The 18751-nt window shown below is 57.3% G+C and carries 14 protein-coding genes; 9 read left to right on the top strand and 5 right to left on the bottom strand.

Translation table 11 applies throughout. The features are described from left to right. Positions 1 to 53: 53 nt before the first annotated feature. The gene (locus LRR79_RS06570) at positions 54 to 1472 is read left to right on the top strand and encodes a M20/M25/M40 family metallo-hydrolase (protein ID WP_231759572.1); all 1419 of its coding nucleotides are present in this window, start codon (positions 54 to 56) and stop codon (positions 1470 to 1472) included. A 143-nt stretch (positions 1473 to 1615) separates the two neighbouring features. Then, positions 1616 to 2110, top strand: a complete 495-nt coding sequence (gene tpx / locus LRR79_RS06575; RefSeq protein ID WP_231759573.1) for a thiol peroxidase — start codon at positions 1616 to 1618, stop codon at positions 2108 to 2110. A 91-nt stretch (positions 2111 to 2201) separates the two neighbouring features. On the opposite strand, the gene LRR79_RS06580 is transcribed toward tpx, so the two are convergent. Continuing rightward, entirely contained in the window at positions 2202 to 4088 is a 1887-nt protein-coding gene (locus LRR79_RS06580) for an MFS transporter (RefSeq protein ID WP_231759574.1), read from the bottom strand. Between the two features lie 159 nt (positions 4089 to 4247). After that, positions 4248 to 6323, bottom strand: coding sequence for a M13 family metallopeptidase (locus LRR79_RS06585; RefSeq protein ID WP_231759575.1), 2076 nt, complete (start codon positions 6321 to 6323; stop codon positions 4248 to 4250). A gap of 274 nt (positions 6324 to 6597) precedes the next feature. Between LRR79_RS06585 and LRR79_RS06590 the strand changes: the two genes are divergently transcribed. Continuing rightward, positions 6598 to 7902 carry an IS4 family transposase gene (locus LRR79_RS06590; protein ID WP_407665239.1) on the top strand — a complete coding sequence of 435 codons (1305 nt, stop codon included), beginning with the start codon at positions 6598 to 6600 and terminating at the stop codon, positions 7900 to 7902. A 45-nt stretch (positions 7903 to 7947) separates the two neighbouring features. On the opposite strand, the gene LRR79_RS06595 is transcribed toward LRR79_RS06590, so the two are convergent. Further along, positions 7948 to 9189 (bottom strand): TonB family protein, encoded by a 1242-nt coding sequence (locus LRR79_RS06595; protein WP_231759576.1) that lies wholly within the window; start codon positions 9187 to 9189, stop codon positions 7948 to 7950. A 434-nt stretch (positions 9190 to 9623) separates the two neighbouring features. Between LRR79_RS06595 and LRR79_RS06600 the strand changes: the two genes are divergently transcribed. The 3 genes from LRR79_RS06600 to LRR79_RS06610 all read left to right on the top strand — a co-directional run bounded on the left by LRR79_RS06600 (position 9624) and on the right by LRR79_RS06610 (position 14978). Further along, positions 9624 to 10325 (top strand): cyclic nucleotide-binding domain-containing protein, encoded by a 702-nt coding sequence (locus tag LRR79_RS06600; RefSeq protein ID WP_231759577.1) that lies wholly within the window; start codon positions 9624 to 9626, stop codon positions 10323 to 10325. Positions 10326 to 10617: 292 nt separating this feature from the next. Continuing rightward, a complete protein-coding gene (locus tag LRR79_RS06605; protein WP_231759578.1) occupies positions 10618 to 11829 on the top strand; it encodes an efflux RND transporter periplasmic adaptor subunit in 1212 nt (403 codons plus the stop codon). After that, a complete protein-coding gene (locus LRR79_RS06610; RefSeq protein ID WP_231759579.1) occupies positions 11826 to 14978 on the top strand; it encodes an efflux RND transporter permease subunit in 3153 nt (1050 codons plus the stop codon). Before LRR79_RS06605 ends, LRR79_RS06610 begins: the two co-directional genes overlap by 4 nt. Before the next feature lie 71 nt (positions 14979 to 15049). Here LRR79_RS06610 and LRR79_RS06615 read toward each other — a convergent pair whose 3' ends face one another. Then, the gene (locus tag LRR79_RS06615) at positions 15050 to 15910 is read right to left on the bottom strand and encodes a hypothetical protein (RefSeq protein WP_231759580.1); all 861 of its coding nucleotides are present in this window, start codon (positions 15908 to 15910) and stop codon (positions 15050 to 15052) included. A gap of 219 nt (positions 15911 to 16129) precedes the next feature. On the opposite strand from LRR79_RS06615, the gene LRR79_RS06620 reads away from it, so the two are divergent. Then, positions 16130 to 16879 (top strand): hypothetical protein, encoded by a 750-nt coding sequence (locus LRR79_RS06620; RefSeq protein WP_231759581.1) that lies wholly within the window; start codon positions 16130 to 16132, stop codon positions 16877 to 16879. A gap of 112 nt (positions 16880 to 16991) precedes the next feature. Here the strand turns inward: LRR79_RS06620 and LRR79_RS06625 are convergent, their stop codons facing one another. Continuing rightward, positions 16992 to 17468, bottom strand: coding sequence for a hypothetical protein (locus LRR79_RS06625; protein ID WP_231759582.1), 477 nt, complete (start codon positions 17466 to 17468; stop codon positions 16992 to 16994). Positions 17469 to 17682: 214 nt separating this feature from the next. On the opposite strand from LRR79_RS06625, the gene LRR79_RS06630 reads away from it, so the two are divergent. Further along, a complete protein-coding gene (locus LRR79_RS06630; RefSeq protein ID WP_231759583.1) occupies positions 17683 to 18153 on the top strand; it encodes a methylglyoxal synthase in 471 nt (156 codons plus the stop codon). Positions 18154 to 18319: 166 nt separating this feature from the next. Then, positions 18320 to 18742, top strand: a complete 423-nt coding sequence (locus LRR79_RS06635) for an ExbD/TolR family protein (protein ID WP_231759584.1) — start codon at positions 18320 to 18322, stop codon at positions 18740 to 18742. Positions 18743 to 18751 lie beyond the last annotated feature (9 nt).

The following is an 18751-nucleotide window of genomic DNA, read 5'->3' on the forward strand; positions in this document are numbered from 1 at the left end:
TACCAAACCCCGAGCACGAAAATAATTTCCACAAGCTGTAACTGGAGAAACCAATGTTGAACCGAGTGTTGAAACCGCTTGCCACCGTCACCGGGAGCCTTACTGCAGCGTTGCTGATCGTCGCGGCACAGGCCGCACCGTTAAAGCAGGAAGATCTGTCTGTTGCGGAAGTGCTGCGCGATCGCGCTCTGGAGTCTTCTGATGCGTACAGTCTGGTGGAGTCCCTCACCGTTGAGGTCGGACCGCGCCGCGCCGGCACCAAGGGCGACGAGCGCGCGGTGGCCTGGGCACAGCAGAAGATGCAGGACCTCGGGTTTGACCGGGTGTATACGGAGCAGATTGATGTAAAGCGTTGGGCCCGCGGTCACGCGCATGCCGAAGTTACCGCACCTTTCCCGCAACCCCTGGTGGTGTCCTCCCTTGGCTACGGCGCCTCGACGCCAGAGGGCGGACTGAATGCAGAGATCGTCGAGTTCGCGGATGTTGAGGCGCTGATGAAAGCGCCGGCACGCAAGGTCAAAGGCAAGATCGCCTTTATCAACAAGCGAATGGAGCGCGCCCGCACTGGCGAGGGGTATGGCCCGGCGGTACAGGGGCGCAGTAAGGGTATGCGTGCGGCTGCAGAGAAAGGCGCCGCCGCCCTGCTGTTGCGCTCGGTGGGCACCGACTCAGACCGGTTTGCCCATACCGGCATGATGTCCATTGACGGTGTGGCCAACCCGGTGCCGGCACTGGCCCTGTCAGCACCGGATGCGAACCTGCTGGAAGCCATGCTCGAGCGGGGCAAGCCGGTGGAGGTCAAGCTGGACGTACATAACGAGCCGCTGGCAGATGGTCCGTCCTTTAACGTGATTGGCGAACTGGTGGGCCGCGAGAAACCGGAAGAGGTGGTACTGATCGGCGCGCACCTGGACAGCTGGGATGAAGGCACCGGTGCTCTCGACGATGGCGCGGGTGTCGCCATCGTGATGGAAACGGCACGCCTGATCTCGGAACTGCCCCAACGCCCCCGCCGTACTCTGCGTGTGGTGCTGTTTGGTGCAGAGGAAATCGGTCTGGTCGGCGCCCGCCAGTATGTGGATGCCCATCAGGATGAACTGGACAACATTATCATGGTGTCAGAATCCGACTTTGGCGCGGGTAAAGTCTGGCGCTTCGACACCCGTATCCCGGAAAGCAAATTTACCATTGCTGACCAGATGATGCAGCTGCTGGCGCCGTTGGGCATTGAACGCGGCAACAACAAATCTTCCGGTGGTCCGGACAGCAGCGTATTTGTCGCCCGCGGTGTACCGGCAATGGGGCTGTACCAGGATGGTACCGATTACTTCGATTACCACCATACGCCCAACGACACACTGGACAAGGTTGACCCGGACAATCTGAAGCAGAATGTTGCGGCCTGGGTGGTTATGTCATTTCTGGCCGCAGAAATGGAAGGGGATTTCGGACGGGTGCCCGCCGAACACTGATATCCGATTCCAGTGCAGCCACTCAAAGCCCTGCTATTTGTAGGGCTTTTTTGTAACCTGAATTCTGCGGGGGTCGATTGACATTGGCATAGTGCGTCGTCATGCTCCGGTTACTTTTAACCGGCAAGTCAAGGAATACGTAAATGGCCAATATCACATTGCAAGGAAACCCGATTACCACCGTTGGTGAACTTCCGGCGGTTGGCAGTGAAGCTCCAGCCTTTACCCTGGTACAGGGTGACCTCTCTGACATCACCCTGCAGGATCTCGCGGGCAAACGCGTGGTGCTGAATATTTTCCCTTCTGTGGACACGTCCACCTGTGCAACGTCTGTGCGCACCTTCAATGAGAAAGTTTCCTCTTTAGAAAACACCGTTGTGGTGTGTGTGTCCGCGGATCTGCCGTTCGCCATGACCCGCTTCTGTGGGGCTGAAGGGTTGGACAATGTAAAACTGGGTTCCGCATTCCGCTCCGACTTTGGTCAGGACTATGGTGTCACCTTTGAAAGCGGCCCGCTCAAAGGTCTGCTATCCCGCGCGGTAGTCGTGATCGATGAAAATGGCAAGGTGCTCTACACCGAGCAGGTTGCCGAAACCGCTGATGAACCCAGCTATGAAGGGGCCATCAGCGCTCTGTAAGCCGCGTTTACCATTCGCCGCACACAAAAACGCCGCGAGAGCTATCGCGGCGTTTTTGTTTTTGCCGGGAGCCGTCTATCAGGCCGCTAAATCAGCGCGCTTCTCCGCGCAAATCCGCTACGGTCTCCTGCAGTGCTTCCGCTTTCACCTCGGCCGCCGCCAGCGGGCTCCCCGCCACCACGCAGACTCGTGACCAGAAACGCCGGGGCAGCGTGCTAAAGGCATTGCCATCCTTGTGGCTGAAAAAACTCCCCCATAACCCACGCAAAGCCATGGGGATGACCGGTACCGGTGTGCGCTGCAGGATTTTCTCGATGCCGGCTTTGAAGGGTTGTAATTCTCCATCTTTGGTCAGCTGTCCTTCCGGGAAAATACACAGCAGATCTCCATCTTTCAGCCCCTGCTCAATCTCTGCAAACGCCCGGGCATAACCTTCCGGGTCCTGCTGTTTCGAGCAGATCGGAATAGCGCGGCTGGTTTTGAAAATAAAGTGCAGTACCGGAATTTCGTAGATCGGTTTATACATGATAAAGCGTATCGGGCGGCGTATTGCCCCGGCCAGCAACAGTGCGTCCACATAGCTCACATGGTTGCAGGCAATAATGGCCGCGCCTTCTGCAGGGATGCGCTCCAACCCCTCATGGTTTACCCGATACATGGTGTGTGACAGCAGCCAGATCAGCAGGCGCATGGCGAATTCCGGCACGCGGGTAAACACGAAGATGGCTACCGCCGCATTCATCAGTGCGATAACCAGGAAGAATTGTGGAATGGTGGCGCCCAGCACATTCAGGAAAACGATGCCGAGGATGGCTGCCACCACCATGAACAACGCGTTCATCACGTTATTGACCGCGATGATGCGTGCGCGGATGGTTGCGTCGGAGCGCTCCTGCATCATTGAGTAAAGTGGCACAATAAAGAAGCCGCCAAAGATACCGATCAATGTGAGATTGATGAGAATGGCAGGTGCGCCTTCATTCGCCCAGAACGCGGCGACCGTGGGCTCTACGGGTGGCTGGTAATTACCGGTGGCTGACGCCAGTAACACGCCGACCACGGTCAGACCTGCGGCGCCAATGGGTACCAGGCCGAGCTCCACCCGTCCCCCGGAAAGGCGCCCGCACAACAGTGAGCCGATGGCGACCCCGATGGTGAAGCAGCACAGTAGAAGAGTAACCAGGGACTCACCGCCGCCCAGCACATTGCGGGTCAGGCTGGGGATCTGGGTCAGGTAGGCCGCACCCAGCAGCCAGAACCAGGAAATACCGACGATCGCGTAAAACACGGCGGGTGTTTTTGCGGCTTCTTTCAGAATGCGATTGGTTTGGGTTACCGGGTTGTAGTTGATCTGCAGATCCGGGGCGGGCGGCACTGCCTGGGGAATGGCGCGACTCACCAGGTAACCGGTAATCGCCGTGACCAGAATCACGGCTGAGATCCACAGTAGCCCGGGTTCCCCTTCACCGGTAAAGCCCGCCAGCAGGCCGCCGACGATGGTGCCGGTGAGAATCGAGACAAAGGTTCCCATTTCCACCAGGGCATTACCGCCCACCAACTCCGCTTTCCGCAGGTGTTGCGGTAGAATGGCGTACTTCACCGGCCCGAAAAAGGCGGACTGGACACCCAGTAGAAACAGCACCAGCAGGCAGAGATAATTGTTGCCGCTGTACAGGGCACCAATTCCAAACAGCACGATACCGATTTCTGCCAGCTTGATCCGGCGAATCAGGGTGCTCTTATCAATCTTGTCCGCTACCTGACCGGCGGTGGCGGAAAACAGGAAAAATGGCAGGATAAACAGGCCTGCGGCCAGGTTGATCAGAAAGTTCGCCTCCGCGGTGGCCAGGCGAAACGCGATCATTACGATCAGGGCATTCTTGAATACATTGTCATTGAACGCGCCCAGTGATTGGGTACAGAAGAAGGGCAGAAAGCGACGGCTGCCGAGTAGTTGGAATTGGTTTTTGTGGGCCATAGGGATCTTTCCAAAGTCCTTTGACGAACTATGGTAAGCCATTCACTCAGCGAGGGGCAGACGGAATTGCGGGAAATATCTGAGGCGAAGTCAATGGACTGGGGCGACACCGCCAAAGCACTGGAATCGTGCTCTGGCGGGCTGGGAATGGAGCGATAGTTACCAGATAACCACTCGCTCCTCTTCCGGCAGGTACATACCGTCGCCTTCTTTCACGTCAAATGCGGAGTAGAATGCTTCGATATTTGGCAGTACGCCCTGAACACGGTATTCCGCCGGGGAGTGCGGATCGGTCTTGAGACGCTCGCTCAGGGCCTCATCGCGCATCTTGCTGCGCCATACCTGCGCCCAGCCGAGGAATACCCGCTGGTCGCCGGTAAAGCCGTCGATCACCGGGGCTTCGTTTCCGTCCAGGGACATTTTGTACGCCTTGTAGGCAATGCCGAGTCCGGACAGGTCGCCGATATTTTCACCCAGGGTCAGCTCGCCGTTTACACGCTCGCCTTCCAGCGGCTCGAAACCATTGTATTGGGCAACCAGCTTTCCGGTGAGCTGCTCGAAATTTTTCAGGTCAGACTCGGTCCACCAGTTGTTCAGGTAGCCTTTCCCATCGAACTTGGAGCCCTTGTCGTCGAAGCCATGGCCAATTTCGTGGCCGATCACACCGCCGATACCACCATAATTGACCGCGTCATCCGCATTCATATTAAAGAATGGGGGCTGCAAAATCGCTGCGGGAAACACGATTTCGTTCATCGCCGGGTTGTAATAGGCGTTGACCGTCTGTGGACTCATACCCCACTCGCCACGATCCAGCGGTTGGCCGAGTTTGGCGCGCTCGTGCTTGGTTTCAAACAGGGTCGCGGCGATGGCGTTGCCCACCAGGTCATCGGCGCTTACCTGCAGCGCACTGTAGTCGCGCCATTTATCGGGGTACCCGATTTTGGTGGTGAAGTTGGCCAGCTTGGTCAGGGCTTCCTTCTTGGTGTCGTCACTCATCCAGGTCAGGGATTCAATGGATTCCTTATACGCTGCCTTGAGGTTGTCCACCAGTTTGACCATGCGCGCCTTGGCTTCCGGCGGGAAGTATTTTTCCACATAGCGCTGGCCCACAAGTTCACCCACGGAACCATTGACGAACTGCACTGCACGCTTCCAGCGGGGTTCCATCTGTTTAACACCGCGGATGGTTGTGCTGTAAAAGTCAAAATCAGTTTGTGCGATCTCGCTATGCAGATAGGGCGCCGCTGCAGAGAGCACCTTCAATTTCAGGTAACGCTTCCAGGTTGCCAGGTCGGTATCGGCGATGATCGTATTCGCCGCTTCCAGATACTCGGGCTGGCCGACCATGAAGCTTTCGGCCTTTTCCAGGTGCGCTTTATTCAGGTAGCTTTCCAGGTCGAGAACCGGTAGCAGCGCCTGCAGCTCGGCGACACTGAGCTTGTTGTAGTATTTGTCCGGGTCGCGGTTTTCCACCCGGGTACGATGGTGTTCGGCCAGGTTTTTCTCCAGCTGGATAATATGGTCGGCATTTTGCTCAGGATTATCCAGACCGGCGATTTTCTGCATTTTGATCAGGTAGTCGCGGTAGGCCTGCTGCAACTTCTGGCCTTTTTCGGACTCATCGAAGTAGTAGTCCCGATCGGGTAGCCCGAGGCCACCCTGCCAGACCACAGTGATGTAGTTCTCGACTTCCTTCAGATCCTGCCAGATACCGGCACTGAACGGGGTGCTGTAGCCAACGGTGTCTGCATAAGCGAAAAAGTCGCCGAGATCTTTGTGTGATTGGATGGCATCAACTTTTGCCAACTCGTCTTCTATGGCGCCCAGGCCTTTCTTTTCAATCAGCTCTTCATTCATGTAGCTGTTGTAAAGGTCGCCTATCTGTTTGGCTGCCGCACTGTTGGCGTGCTCACCGGCTTCCATGATCAGCGCTTTTACTTCTTCGGTGGCCTTATCGCGAAGGATGCTGAATCCGCCCCAGCGGGATTTATCCGCGGGAATTTCGGTATTTTCAATCCAGGTGCCGTTCACGTAGGAATAGAAGTCGTCCTGTGGGCGTACGCTGGTGTCCATGGCGCTCAGGTCGATACCCGAGCTGAGCGTGGCAGTGGCCGTCTGCTCAGCGGATGGCTTGCTCTCGGCACTTTCGACAGCGTCATTGTCAGATTTGGCGCAGCCGCCTGCAGCGGTGATGGCTGTGGCTATCGCCAGGGGTAACAGCAGTTTTTTCATGGTTGGCCTTTTGGGCTTTTATTGGAGGTAGTCCGGATGGCGGGCCGGACGAAGTTTGGATGGTACCCATAGTATGCGGCGGTGGGAGTTGGCGGCAAGCATTGCTGCGGCGAGTGGTTTCTGTCGAGCGACGGAAACTGGCAAATAAAAAAGCCCCGCTGAGCGGTAATGCTGTTCACTTAAGCATTGCAGCCTAAGGTGGGGCCCCGGAAAATCCGGTTTCCAGATCAGGAAACCGGATTTTTTTGTGTCTCTTCAGCAGTCTCTCTTCGATATTGATGCCCTCCAGTCCTTCTGTGACCTGAGTACCTTCACCCAGAACATTCCCGTTGAATGGGTGGATTCCGCTCTGCAGTTATCCTCGCAAGCCACTATTCGCCGCCGTCGACTTCCCGCCGATCAGGTACTCTGGCTCGTGCTGGGCATGGCCCTGTTCAGGAATGAACCGGTCTCAGAAGTTGCCCGCAGGCTCAATATCTGTGCTCAGGGGCTCGCGAACGATAGCCTGTTGGCGCCAAGCGGGGTATCAAAGGCGCGACAGCGTCTTGGTGCTAACCCCGTTCAGTGGCTATTTCAACGTACCGGGGTGCACTGGGGACATGAGCGTTACCCCGAAGATGAATGGCGAGGATTGCAAGTTCTCGCTGTCGATGGCGCGCTGTTGCGCACTCAAGATACTCCTGAGCTGCGAGATCATTTTGGCTCCGGTAACACGAGCACAAACCGGCAAACTCCGTACCCTCTTATGCGCCTGGTTGCTCTAATGAACGTACGTTCACATGTACTTCTGAATGCAGAGCTAAGCCCTTACCGACGCAGCGAAATACGCCTGGCCGATGAGTTTATGAATCAGGTGCCGGAAGCCTCCGTAACCCTGTTTGATAAGGGTTTTTGGAGTGCAGACCTTTTGCTGCGGTGGGCGGATCAGAACACGCAACGCCACTGGCTGATCCCCGAGCGCAAAGGCCTGGTCAGTGAGACAGTGGAGGTCTACAACAAAAATGATCGACTACTGCGAATGAAGGTCTCCCCCCAGGCTCGGAAGCGCAATCCGGCCCTTCCCGAGTACTGGGAAGTTCGAGCAGTGAGCTACAAGCATAATGGCAAAAACAAAACGGTATTTACCTCGCTACCGGCAGATACTTATGGCACTAAAGCCGTTGCGAAGCTCTACCAAGAGCGCTGGGAAATCGAAATCGGCTTCCGTGACATCAAAAGTTCCATGCAGCACAACGCCGTCACCCTACGTAGCAAGACCGTGGAACTGGTTTATCAGGAAGTGTGGGGGCTACTGTTGGCGTACAACGTGATACGTCGAGAGGCAAGCCAGGCAGCGGTCGCTCACGGGGGAAACCCAGCCAGGATACGCTTTAAGTTCGCATGCCAGTATATTGCCGCGCAGCTGATTGTCATGGCCGCGGCTCAGCCATTATCAAGGACTGGAGCGCGCTTATCGGAGCTTAGGGCGGGGATTGGGAACCTGTTTTTAGAGGACCGTCCTCGGCCTTCTAGGCCGAGGACGGTAAAGATCAGCAAAACCCGCTATCCGGTGAATCGTCGTGCTGCTCCGCTTAAGTGAACAGCATTACCGCTGAGCGGGGCTTTGGGGTGAATCGAGCTGGGCTTAGTCCGGAAGGCGGAAGGTAATGGGTACCGAGAATCGATACTTCTCCATCTTCAGCTGTGCCGGAGTGGCAGGGTAGGGCCCCGCGCGTTCCACGGCTTCAAGCGCTTCGCGGTTCAGGCTGGAGTAGCGGGATTCCTGCAGCGTGCTGACATCGGTGACGTTGCCTTTACTGTCAATGGTGACATTCAGGCGCACACTGCCTTCCTGGCCACGCTCCTGGGCGCGTTTCGGGTAGCGGATGTGCTTGAATGTGTGGCGCAGCAGCATGGAATGGTAGATCTGGCGTGCCAGAATCATATCCGCGGTCAGCGGCGCTTCGTCTTCTTCTTCCAGCTCTTCCTCTTCATCCAGCGGCGGGCTTGTCGGGCGCGTGGTGGTCGGGTTCAGTGGTTTAGGCTGGGTTGATGGTGTGGTTGTGGCGACGGCCGGCTTGGGCTCGGTGCGCGCCGGCGCCGGCTTTTCTTCCGCGGGTGCTTCGGTTTTGGCGGCAGGCTGCTGTACCGCGGCGGTGCCTATTGCAGCCAGAGTGGGCGGCGGAATGTCGGCAGTCAGTTTCGGTTTGGCGGTTGCGACCTGCGCGGGCTTGGCGGGTTCGGGCTTGGGCTCGGCGGCAGCTTCTTGCTCGGCCTCTTGTTCGTCAACCATCGCGGCGACCTGGGCCACGCGATCAGCGCCCGGCTGCAGAGACTCGTATGTAGCCAGCAGGCCGGAATCTACCTGACCTGCACCGAGGAGGTTGTCGCGAAACTCGGTCGACGGTGGCACGGGACCAATCCAGGCGCGCAGCAGGGTATTGAAGAACTCTCGGTCTTCAACCATGCCGAGCATGATGTCATTCAGGGAGACCGAGGTGGTGCCAGTATCCGGGGCGTAATCAATGCGCAGATGGTCCCCTCTCATCAGCCGGCCTTTAAAAAGGTTGGCGAAGGTAACCATGTTGTCAGCCTGGCTGGCGAGCGTGTCGCCGGCATTGTTGATCGCGATACCTTCCATCCACTGGTTGCGGAAACGGCGCGCCGAGAGCCGGTCGGCAATGACACGCACCTGCAGGCTGCGCGGCATATTGCTGTCTAACAGCGCGCTGGCATTATCGGAAAGCTGTTCCGAGTAAACGCCGACGATATAGCGGTCTTTATTGAATTGCTGCTCCAGTGCCAGTCCGTTCAGGAGCGGTGCCGCTTTGGCTGTCAGGGCCGAAGCGAACAGCAGCAGGGCAATGACGAGTTTTATCGATTTCATTTTTGCGTTGGTATCTTTTTGTCGCCGGATGGGCAGAAACCGGCAGGTAAAGCACTGAGTCCCCTTCCATATACCCCTGAGGATGGTCAGCTGCTTCGGTCGCACCTTCCCCCCGAAAGGCGCGGCCCGGGCAAAATCCGCACCTTGGTCGCGGGCAAAACACACACCGGGTTCGCCGGTTATAATTTGCCCACCTATAGCGCGATTTTGATCCAGGGTCTGCTCAACTCTACTGCAACTGCAATGGAGTTCAACCCTGAAATGGGTAAAATGTCTCGTTTTTTCAATTTCCCGAAATCCTAGGGCAGACACTCGTCACTTTGCACCTAGAATGCGTCATCGGATAGTGCACGAAAATAACGGTGGTGCGCAGGGGCGGTGCCGGGAACTTCCCACCGCCGCAATTGAAAGTCGACGCAACAGTCAAGATTTACATGGATTACAAGCTGCTTAGCGATTACCCGCGTGACGCCGTGGATCGCCTATTAAATGTTATTCACCTTTTCCGCGATATCCGTGCCACCAGCGAGTGGCAGTACGATGTTTTGCTGAAACGCTCCCGGCTGGTATCCCTCAATCCGGGAGAGGCTCTGCTGCACGCGGGTGACGTGGATCAGTGGGTATATTTTCTATTGCGCGGCGAGCTGCAGGTGCATGTGGATGACACCGCGGCCTCCCGGGGAGACCGCCCCCTGGCGGTGATTCGTCCCGGTGAGGTGTTCGGGGACCTCTCCATGCTTCTGGCCGAGCCTCGCAGTGCGACTATCGTGGCGGCACCGGTCGGACAGGAAATTCAGGTGCTGGCGGTAGACTGCACCCTGTTCGGCGACCTGGAAGACTTCTCGCTGTTACATTTGCCCACCAAGCTGGTGTTTTACCGGAATATGGTGCATTCGCTGCGCTGGAAACTTGAGGTGTACCGGTCCAAATATCCGCATCACGACCTCGCCAACAGTCACCGGCGCCTGAAGCTGTATACCGGTCCCAAAAACTGTAAGGAAGAGCTGGTGGCGCTGGCGGATCAGGCGCGGGACCTGGCGCGGATTCTGCTCGACTGGAATGCAGAGTTCGGTACGGGGCAGCTGGCCACAGAGGAAGCCGACATGTCCGATTTTCTGGAGTCGATCCTCTCCTGACACTCACAGTCTTCTCAGACCGGGCCACTGCCGATCTGGAGTGAACCCGATCCCTCGGTCCGGCGTATCTATGCCGGGCTGCCTGCCGGCGCTGCCGTTGCGCGCAGGTCCTTTCGATCAACGGTATCAACGCCTGTCCTTCATCGACTGTTCTCTGGCCTGAATTGACAGGAATCCGTGACTTTTCCCTGTGGATTTCGTAATTCGGCAGCTTTCGGCACTGCAGTCGTCATGGTTTGTGCATAAAATCCACACTGATTTTTATTTAATAATTGCAGGCAGGAATGCGGCTATGAATTTTCTGTTGGGGCTCTGGCGACAGCGCAACTATCGCGCGGCGATCATTGTAGGGGGGCTGGCCGCAATCTGGCTGCTGAGTGGCCTGTTGGGGACGGAGGACAAACCGTCGGTAAATGAACAGCGGACGCAGAGCGCAATGGCGGCGCCGGCGGAACGGGTCAAGGTGCGGGGCCGATATATCGAAGCGCAGCCCTATACCACCCGTGTCGTGGTGAACAGCCGCACGGAAGCCAATCGCAGTGTGCAGCTGCGCGCGGAGCTGGATGGCGTGGTCGCGGGGTTGCCGGTGGAGGAGGGGCAGCAGGTCCGCAAGGGCGATGTGATCTGCGAGCTGGCCGCGGAAGATCGGCCAGAGAAACTGGCGATTGCCCGGGCGGCCCTGCACAAGGCCGAGTTGGACTTTGCCGGAGCGCAAAAATTGAAAGGGCGTGGCCTGCAATCGGACTCGGCCATGGCGCAACAGCAGGTGGCCCTGTCACGGGCGCGCGCTGACTTGAAGCGCGCGCAGCTGGATGTACAGAATCTGAATATTCGCGCTCCCTTCGACGGGGTGGTGAACAGTCGCGCGGTAGAGCTTGGGGACTTTGTTCGGCGCGGGGAGGAATGTGCAACCATTCTGGACCTCGATCCCATGCTGATCGTGGGAGAAGTTTCCGAGTCCCAGGTTGCTAACCTGATGCCCGGTGCGCAGGCTAGCGCGCAATTGCAACGCGGCCCGGTGATCGATGGAAAGCTCCGCTATGTGAGCCAGCAGGCTCACCCGGTTACCCGCGCGTATCGGGTGGAGGTGGCCGTCGCCAATGGCGATGGCGGGCTGCGCAGCGGGGTGAGTGCGCGTATGGCACTGCCCACCGGTGAGCGGATGGCGCACCGTATCAATTCTTCCCTGCTGACCCTGGACGATGCGGGCTTGCTGGGGGTGAAAGTGCTCGACAGCGAACACCGGGTTGCGTTTCGCAATGTCGAGCTGGTGAGTGATGAAAATGAAGGCGTTTGGGTGTCCGGGCTGCCGGCCAGAACGCTGTTGATCACTGTGGGGCAGGAATATGTCAGCGTCGGTGAAACCGTGGACGTGGCGCTGGAGGATTCCGCTGGCGACCTGCCGCCCCCGCTCGCTGCCGATCCGGAGCAGAAAAATGCCGGGGAGGTAAGGGTGCAGCAGGCGGCTCATCCAGTGCCGCAGCCTGAGGAGTCTGAGCAATGAGACTGTTGGAAGGAGCTGTTGATCGCTTTCGCAGCAGCCTCAGCCTGATGGTTCTGATCGTTATTATGGGAATCGCCGCGCGCGGCGCCATGACGGTGGAATCCAGCCCCGAGGTGAACCCGCCCATCGTCATCGTTCAGGTGATGCACGAGGGAATCTCCCCGGAAGACGGGGTGCGCCTGCTGATTCGTCCTCTGGAGCAGGAGATCCGAGCACTCGAGGGGGTGGAGGAGGTGATGGCCACCGCCCGGGAATCTCTGGTGTACCTGGTAATCGAGTTCGACTCTGCGCTGGATATCGACGCGGCGGTGGACGAAGTGCGCAATGCGGTAGATCGGGCCAAGGCTGAACTGCCGCGGGATGCTGAAGAGCCCATCGTGGAGGAGGCCTCCGCGCAACCTTTCCCGGCGATTGTTGTTACCCTCGCCGGCGAGGGTGCGAGTGAGCGGGAACTGCTGCGCAGCGCACAGACACTCAAACGCAAAATCGAAAATGTCAGTGAAGTACTGAGCGCGGATATCAGTGGGAACCGGGAGGAAGTGGTCGAGGCCATTATTGATCCGGTGCGGCTCGAGCACTACCAGATTACCAGTGGCGAACTGATCAATGCGGTTTTGGGGAACAATCTGCTGATTCCCGCCGGCGAAATGGACGTGAGCAAGGGCCGTTTTTCGGTGAAGGTGCCCGGGCTGATCGAGACTGCCGGTGATGTCTACCAGATACCGCTCAAGCAATCCGACAATGGTGTGGTCACCCTCGGCCAGGTGACGGACATCCGACGCACCTTCAAGGACGCGACCAGTTATACCAGTGTAAATGGCAGGCAGGGGCTTTCCATTAATGTAGAAAAGCGCACCGGAGCCAGTGCTGTCGACCTGGCCGACAAGGTGCGCGCGGTGGTCAACGCAGAGCGCGATTACCTGCCGCGGGGTGTCGAAGTGGATTTCGTGTTCGATCAGTCGGACTGGGCGCGGGACATGGTCAGCGAAATGGAGGGCAATATTCTCACCGCGATGCTGCTGGTGATGATCATTGTGGTATCCGCCCTGGGGTTCCGCTCCGGGCTGCTGGTTGGGCTTGGCATCCCCTTTTCCCTGTTGTTCGGATCCATCATTACCTGGTTTCTCGGCTACTCATTCAACTTCATGGTGATGTTCGGCATGCTGCTGGCGCTGGGGATGCTGATTGATGGCTCCATCGTGATTACCGAGTTTGCGGATCGCAAAATGGCGGAAGGGTTGAGCGCCCGCGCGGCATACTCGATCGCGGTCCGGCGTATGTTCTGGCCGGTCGTTGCATCCACGGGCACCACCCTTGCCGCTTTCCTGCCTATCATATTCTGGCCCGGGGTAGTGGGTGACTTCATGCGCTACTTACCGGTAACCGTATTTGCGGTACTGGCAGGCTCGCTGGTTTACGCCCTGTTTTTTGCGCCGGTACTGGGCTCGGTATTTGGCAAAGGTGCTATGGACCTGCCGACGCAGCAGTATCTCAAGCAGCTGGAAAATGGTAACCCAGCCGAGTTGAGCGGGATCACCGGGCTCTATGCCCGCACCCTGGCGCCTGTGGTACGCCACCCTCTGATCTCCTTTGGCAGCACCATAGTCGTGCTGATCGCCATCTTCATCGCATTCGGCAAGTTCAATCCCGGGGTCGAATTCTTCACCGAAACAGAAGAGCAGTACGGCAATGTAGAAGTGCGTGCGCAGGGCAATCTTTCACTGGAAGAAAAGCGTGCGTTGGTCACCCAGGTGGAAGCCGCGGTGATGGAAGTGCCAGAGGTGCGGGTGGTATATACCGCAATCGGCTCCGGGGGGATCTCGGGCAACCAGGAAAAGGCGCCGGATCAGATTGCCAATCTTCTGGTGGAGCTTCACGCTACCGAAATGCGTGAGCGAAAAAGTCGGGAGATATTTGCGGACATACGTGAACGCACCGCCCATTTTGCCGGGATCAAGACCAGCGCAAAGGCATTCGAGGGAGGGCCGCCGGTCGGTAAAGATATCGTGCTGGAGTTGCGTAGTCGTGACTACGACCGTCTGCTCGCCGAAACCTGGCGTCTGCACCGGGCGCTGGAGAGTGATTTTGAGGGGGTGCGCGATATTGTGAACACGGCGCCATTGCCCGGTATCGAGTGGGAGGTCAACGTTGATCGCGCGAAAGCGGCTCTGTATGGCGCTGACCTCACCGGTGTGGGGCGAGCGGTTCAGCTGGTGACGAACGGCGTACTAATGGCAGAGTATCGTCCGGACGATTCCGATGAGGAAGTGGATATCCGCATCCGGTACCCCGACTACGCCCGCGGAATCACCGCGCTGGACGCACTGAAAGTGAACACGCCAGGGGGCGCTGTACCGGTCAGTAGCTTTGTGTCTACTGTCGCCGGCCCCAAGGTGGATAAGATCGAGCGTATTGATGGCATTACCCGCATGCAGGTCAAGGCAGATGTAAAAGACGGGGTCCTGGCCGATGATAAGGTACGAGAGATCCGGCAATGGCTGGAAAAGCATCCGCTGGATGATCGTGTAGAGCTGCTGTACCGTGGCGCAGACGAAGAGCAGAGCGAGTCACTGGTCTTTTTACAGGTCGCCTTCTCGCTGTCGCTATTTCTGATGTTTATCCTGCTGGTTACCCAGTTCAACAGCTTCTACCAGTCGGCCTTGATCCTCTCGTCGGTAATCATGTCTACCGCCGGGGTAATGCTTGGCCTGACCATCACCCAGAGCACCTTTAGTGTGATTATGACCGGGGTCGGGATTGTGGCGCTGGCGGGCATTGTGGTGAACAACAACATTGTCCTGATTGATACCTACAACCACGTGCGTAAATCCGAGCCGGAACTGGGGGCCGGTGCCGCAGCGGTGAAGGCCGCGGCTCAACGGTTGCGACCGGTCTTTCTCACCACCGCGACAACCATACTCGGTCTGTTGCCGCTGGCTCTGGGGGTGAGTGTGGATATGGTCGGTAGGGATGTGGTGGTCAATGGTGTCATTGCTTCTTTCTGGGTGAAGCTGGCCAGTGCCATCGTGTACGGACTGAGCTTTTCCACTCTGCTGACCCTGATCGTAACGCCGGTGATGCTGGCGCTACCGTCGGCCTTGAAGGTGCTGATTCAGGGGTTACACAGGCGGGTCCTGGCTGGCGCCTAGGTCTGGTCCCAAACGAAAAAAACCCCGGCAAGCCGGGGTTTTTTTCATTCTGCTGGTTCAGCAGTAGCCAATCAGGATTTGGCCTTTGGCGGACGGCCACGGCGAGCCGGGGTCTTCTTGGCGGCAGCCGATTTGGCTGGGCGACCTGGCTTCTTCTTGGCTGCACTTTTGGCCGGACGGCCTGGTTTTTTCTTGGTAGCGGTTGTTTTCGCTGCGCTTTTGGCAGGACGACCTGGCTTCTTCTTGGTGGCAGCCTTGGTCTTGGCTTTAGCCTTTGACGCGGCCTTTTTGGCAGCAGCGGCAGCTTTCTTCTTAGCCGCAGCGGCCTTCTTCTTCTCGGCAGCAGCTTTCTTCTTGGCAGCGGCTGCGGCTTTCTTCTTCTCTGCAGCGGCTTTCTTTTTGGCAGCGGCAGCGGCTTTCTTGGCAGCAGCGGCAGCTTTCTTCTTCTCAGCAGCGGCCTTCTTCTTGGCGGCGGCAGCCGCTTTTTTGGCAGCGGCAGCGGCTTTTTTCTTCTCTGCGGCAGCCAGCTTCTTGGTGATCGCCGCTTCTTCTTTGGCTACGGCCTTGGCAATCTTGGTGGCCAGCTTGTTGTCTGCAGCGATGGTCGCCAGTTTGGCTTTAGCATCAGCGGCAGCAGATTTGGCTGCCGTTGCCGCTTTTTTGGCGGTCGCAGCAGCGGCCTGGGCAGTTTTAAGTTGCTTCTGTTGAGCAGCGGTTTTCTTCTTCGCGCGTACCGCTTTTACCTTGTCAGCGGCAGCTTGTGCCTTTTTGGCAGCTTTGTCAGCTTCTTTGCTGGCCTTCTCTGCCGCCTTTTTGGCTTCAGCTTCCTGGCCGCTACGGGCCTTTTCCAGCTGAGCTTTCAGTGCGGAGAGTTCTGCCTCCAGTTTTGCTACGTTGTGTACGCGAGAAGCGACAGTTTTACGTGCAGCCATAAGATATCCCTGTGTCTAAATCTAGTATTTAGGTGTTATTTTGGATGAGTGGAATTCATCGCGCTAATTGCAGCTTATTTATATACTTGAATGCAAGTGTTTTCAGGGTGTTTTTACTCCGTAATGAATAAATTTAAGGCTTTTTTTACTTTTTTCGCCTTCACATGGCTATTAGTCTGCGGATTCGGTGCGCTGATCCCCTTGTTGGGCAGCGCGACCGTGTCGGAAAAGATTGCCTGGTTGGGGGTAATACTCAATGCGTTAGCGCTGCCGATCTGGATGTTGCTGCGATTTTTGCGGCCAAACAAACTGGAGGGCGATGTGCGCGAACCCATGGCATTTTTTGCGGTACTCACGGGGCTCGCGCTGGCTTTGCTGGCAGATACGCAGCGTGGTTTGCCGATCTACCTGGTGCTTTTCAATCTTTTTGTCTTTCTAATTTATATCTACCACCTGAGTGCGGTATCGCACCCGCAGATGCCGGCGGTCAATGATGTTTTCCCGGTATTATCCGCAGAGGCCGGCCGCCAGTGGCAGATCGCCGATTTTTGTGCGGCCCATGGTCTCTGCGGTGCTTTTGTAATATTCCTTCGGGGGAGCTACTGCGCGGACAGTCGCCGTCAGCTGGTGCAGCTGCGGCAGCTGCGCGGGGAACTTGAGCGCAGAAAGATCGGTCTCGTGCTGTGGAGTGCGCAACCTCCGTCTTCATGGCCAAACAAATTCACACAGCCACTTTCTGGTGCACCCGGGATGCCCGGGGGCGTTTCAACCCTGACCGGGCCCTCTCCGTTTATTGCCTGCCAGGGTGCCCCTCTATTGGTGTATCCCTGGGTTGCGGACGCGGCCCGACCAAGTGCGTGGCTGGTGGATGCTGACGGTATTATTCTGTGGCGAGAGCTTGCGCCGAACTATCGCACCCCGCCGGAAGCGGATTTATTGCGTGCGCAATGCTATCGCTTGCAGGATTGAATGTGACGTTAAACACATTTGTCGCCATGTATTAAATAAAAAGGGCGTATCGAATGTATCGATACGCCCTTTTTATTTCGATGAGCCTGGCTCTTTCGAGCCTGAAGTTTTTTCAGAGCGGCCCGTATGGCAGGTACCGATTGTCAGTATGTTCACGAATCCACATGAGCTGCGCTTTGTTTAACGGTGATTTGCGCTGACGCAATGATTTCGCCAGAGGTATGACCGGTGACTCGGCACCGCCGGGCCAATCGAGGCTCGATTCCGCCAGAGTAAAAAAGCGGATCAGGCCCCAGATCTGTTGTGGCTGCCAGTGCGAGGCTTCCTGCAGCCACTGACTGGTGGGCAAGCCCGCGAGCCAGTGGGCAGACTGGAGCGACGCCGGCAGCGTGGTCGGGTCGAGGGCGGGTGCATGCATCGCCGTCGGGTCCGCTGCGTATTGCAGGTCGGAAGCCTCTTGTGAGTCTGTGGCTGGAGCCGTAGGACACTCCATAAACTCCAGAATCTGCTCCAGCAGAGCGCGGTCAATTTGCTGACCGGATTGATCATTGGAAGCCTGATTGGCAGGCTCCCAGGCGCCGACACTCATAGTAACTCCTATATAAAAGCAGGCCCGGCGTATATGGGCCCGGGCGTGTGAGGCCCGAATTATACATAGGCCGGAGCATTTGGGCCGAAGGCCCGCGTTCCTGCTGGATGGATGCCGGGCGGGGAATTCTGCATAATCCATGTATCCTTTATGGCGCGCCCTGAACCGGAGTGGGTCTGCTATACAATCTGACCAGTTTTTACCTGGGGGTCATATGAACACAATCGACAAGCCGATCGCTGCGCGCAAACGCATAGCACTGGTTGCCCACGACAATCGCAAGCAGGGGTTGATCGCCTGGTGTGACAAGCACCGGGGGGTGCTGGAACAGCACCAGCTGCTCGGCACCGGTACCACCGGCACCCAGATCGAAGCATCCACCGGCATGCCCGTGGAAAAACTGTTCAGTGGCCCGATGGGAGGGGATCAGCAATTGGGCGCCAAGATCTGTCAGGGGGACGTGGATATCCTGATTTTCTTCTGGGACCCTTTTGAGCCCATGCCCCATGACCCGGACGTAAAGGCCCTGTTGCGGATTGCCGCAGTATGGAATATCCCGGTGGCCTGTAACGCCAGCAGCGCGGATATGATGATTCACTCCACTCTGATGTCGCAGAGTTTTGCCCGTGAAGTACCTGACTATCAGGGCTATCTGGCCGCCAGAACCGGTGAAATCACTGTTTAATTTGTAATCTTTCCGCTTGAGCTGCGTCTGTAACTCATTGATTTTTAAGGGCTTAGTGCCTGTAGCTAAGGTTGCACTTGCATTGGTGGGCATTTCCCGGCAATCTTCCCCACCTGATTAGACCGGTGAATCCGGCGAATTCGAATCAAAAACTGTACGGTGTTTTATGAGTAGACGACGCGGTAAGGCCGTAGAAGAAGAAAAAGCGGACATCGACCTGACGCCCATGTTGGACGTCGTATTCATCATGCTGATCTTCTTTATCGTGACGGCATCCTTCGTAAAAGAGAAGGCGCTGGACGTGAACGTCCCGGATCCGGATCAGCAGGTGGAAACGCCGCCGGATCCCGACAAGCAAAACATTCTGATCAGCGTCAACTCCGCTGACGAGATCTGGATGGGTCCGACCCGTATTGACAGCCGCGCCGTACGTGCCCGTATTGCCCAGCTATACGCGGAAAACCCCCAGGCCATCGTGATCATCCGTGCGCACAACAAGTCCAGTGCCGACACCTATGTGACGATCGCCGACGCGGCCAAAGAGGTGAATCCGAACATTCAGGTTTCCCTTGTACCTTACGAAGACTGATCTCCCATA

This window comes from Microbulbifer elongatus, assembly GCF_021165935.1.
Taxonomy (GTDB): domain Bacteria; phylum Pseudomonadota; class Gammaproteobacteria; order Pseudomonadales; family Cellvibrionaceae; genus Microbulbifer; species Microbulbifer elongatus.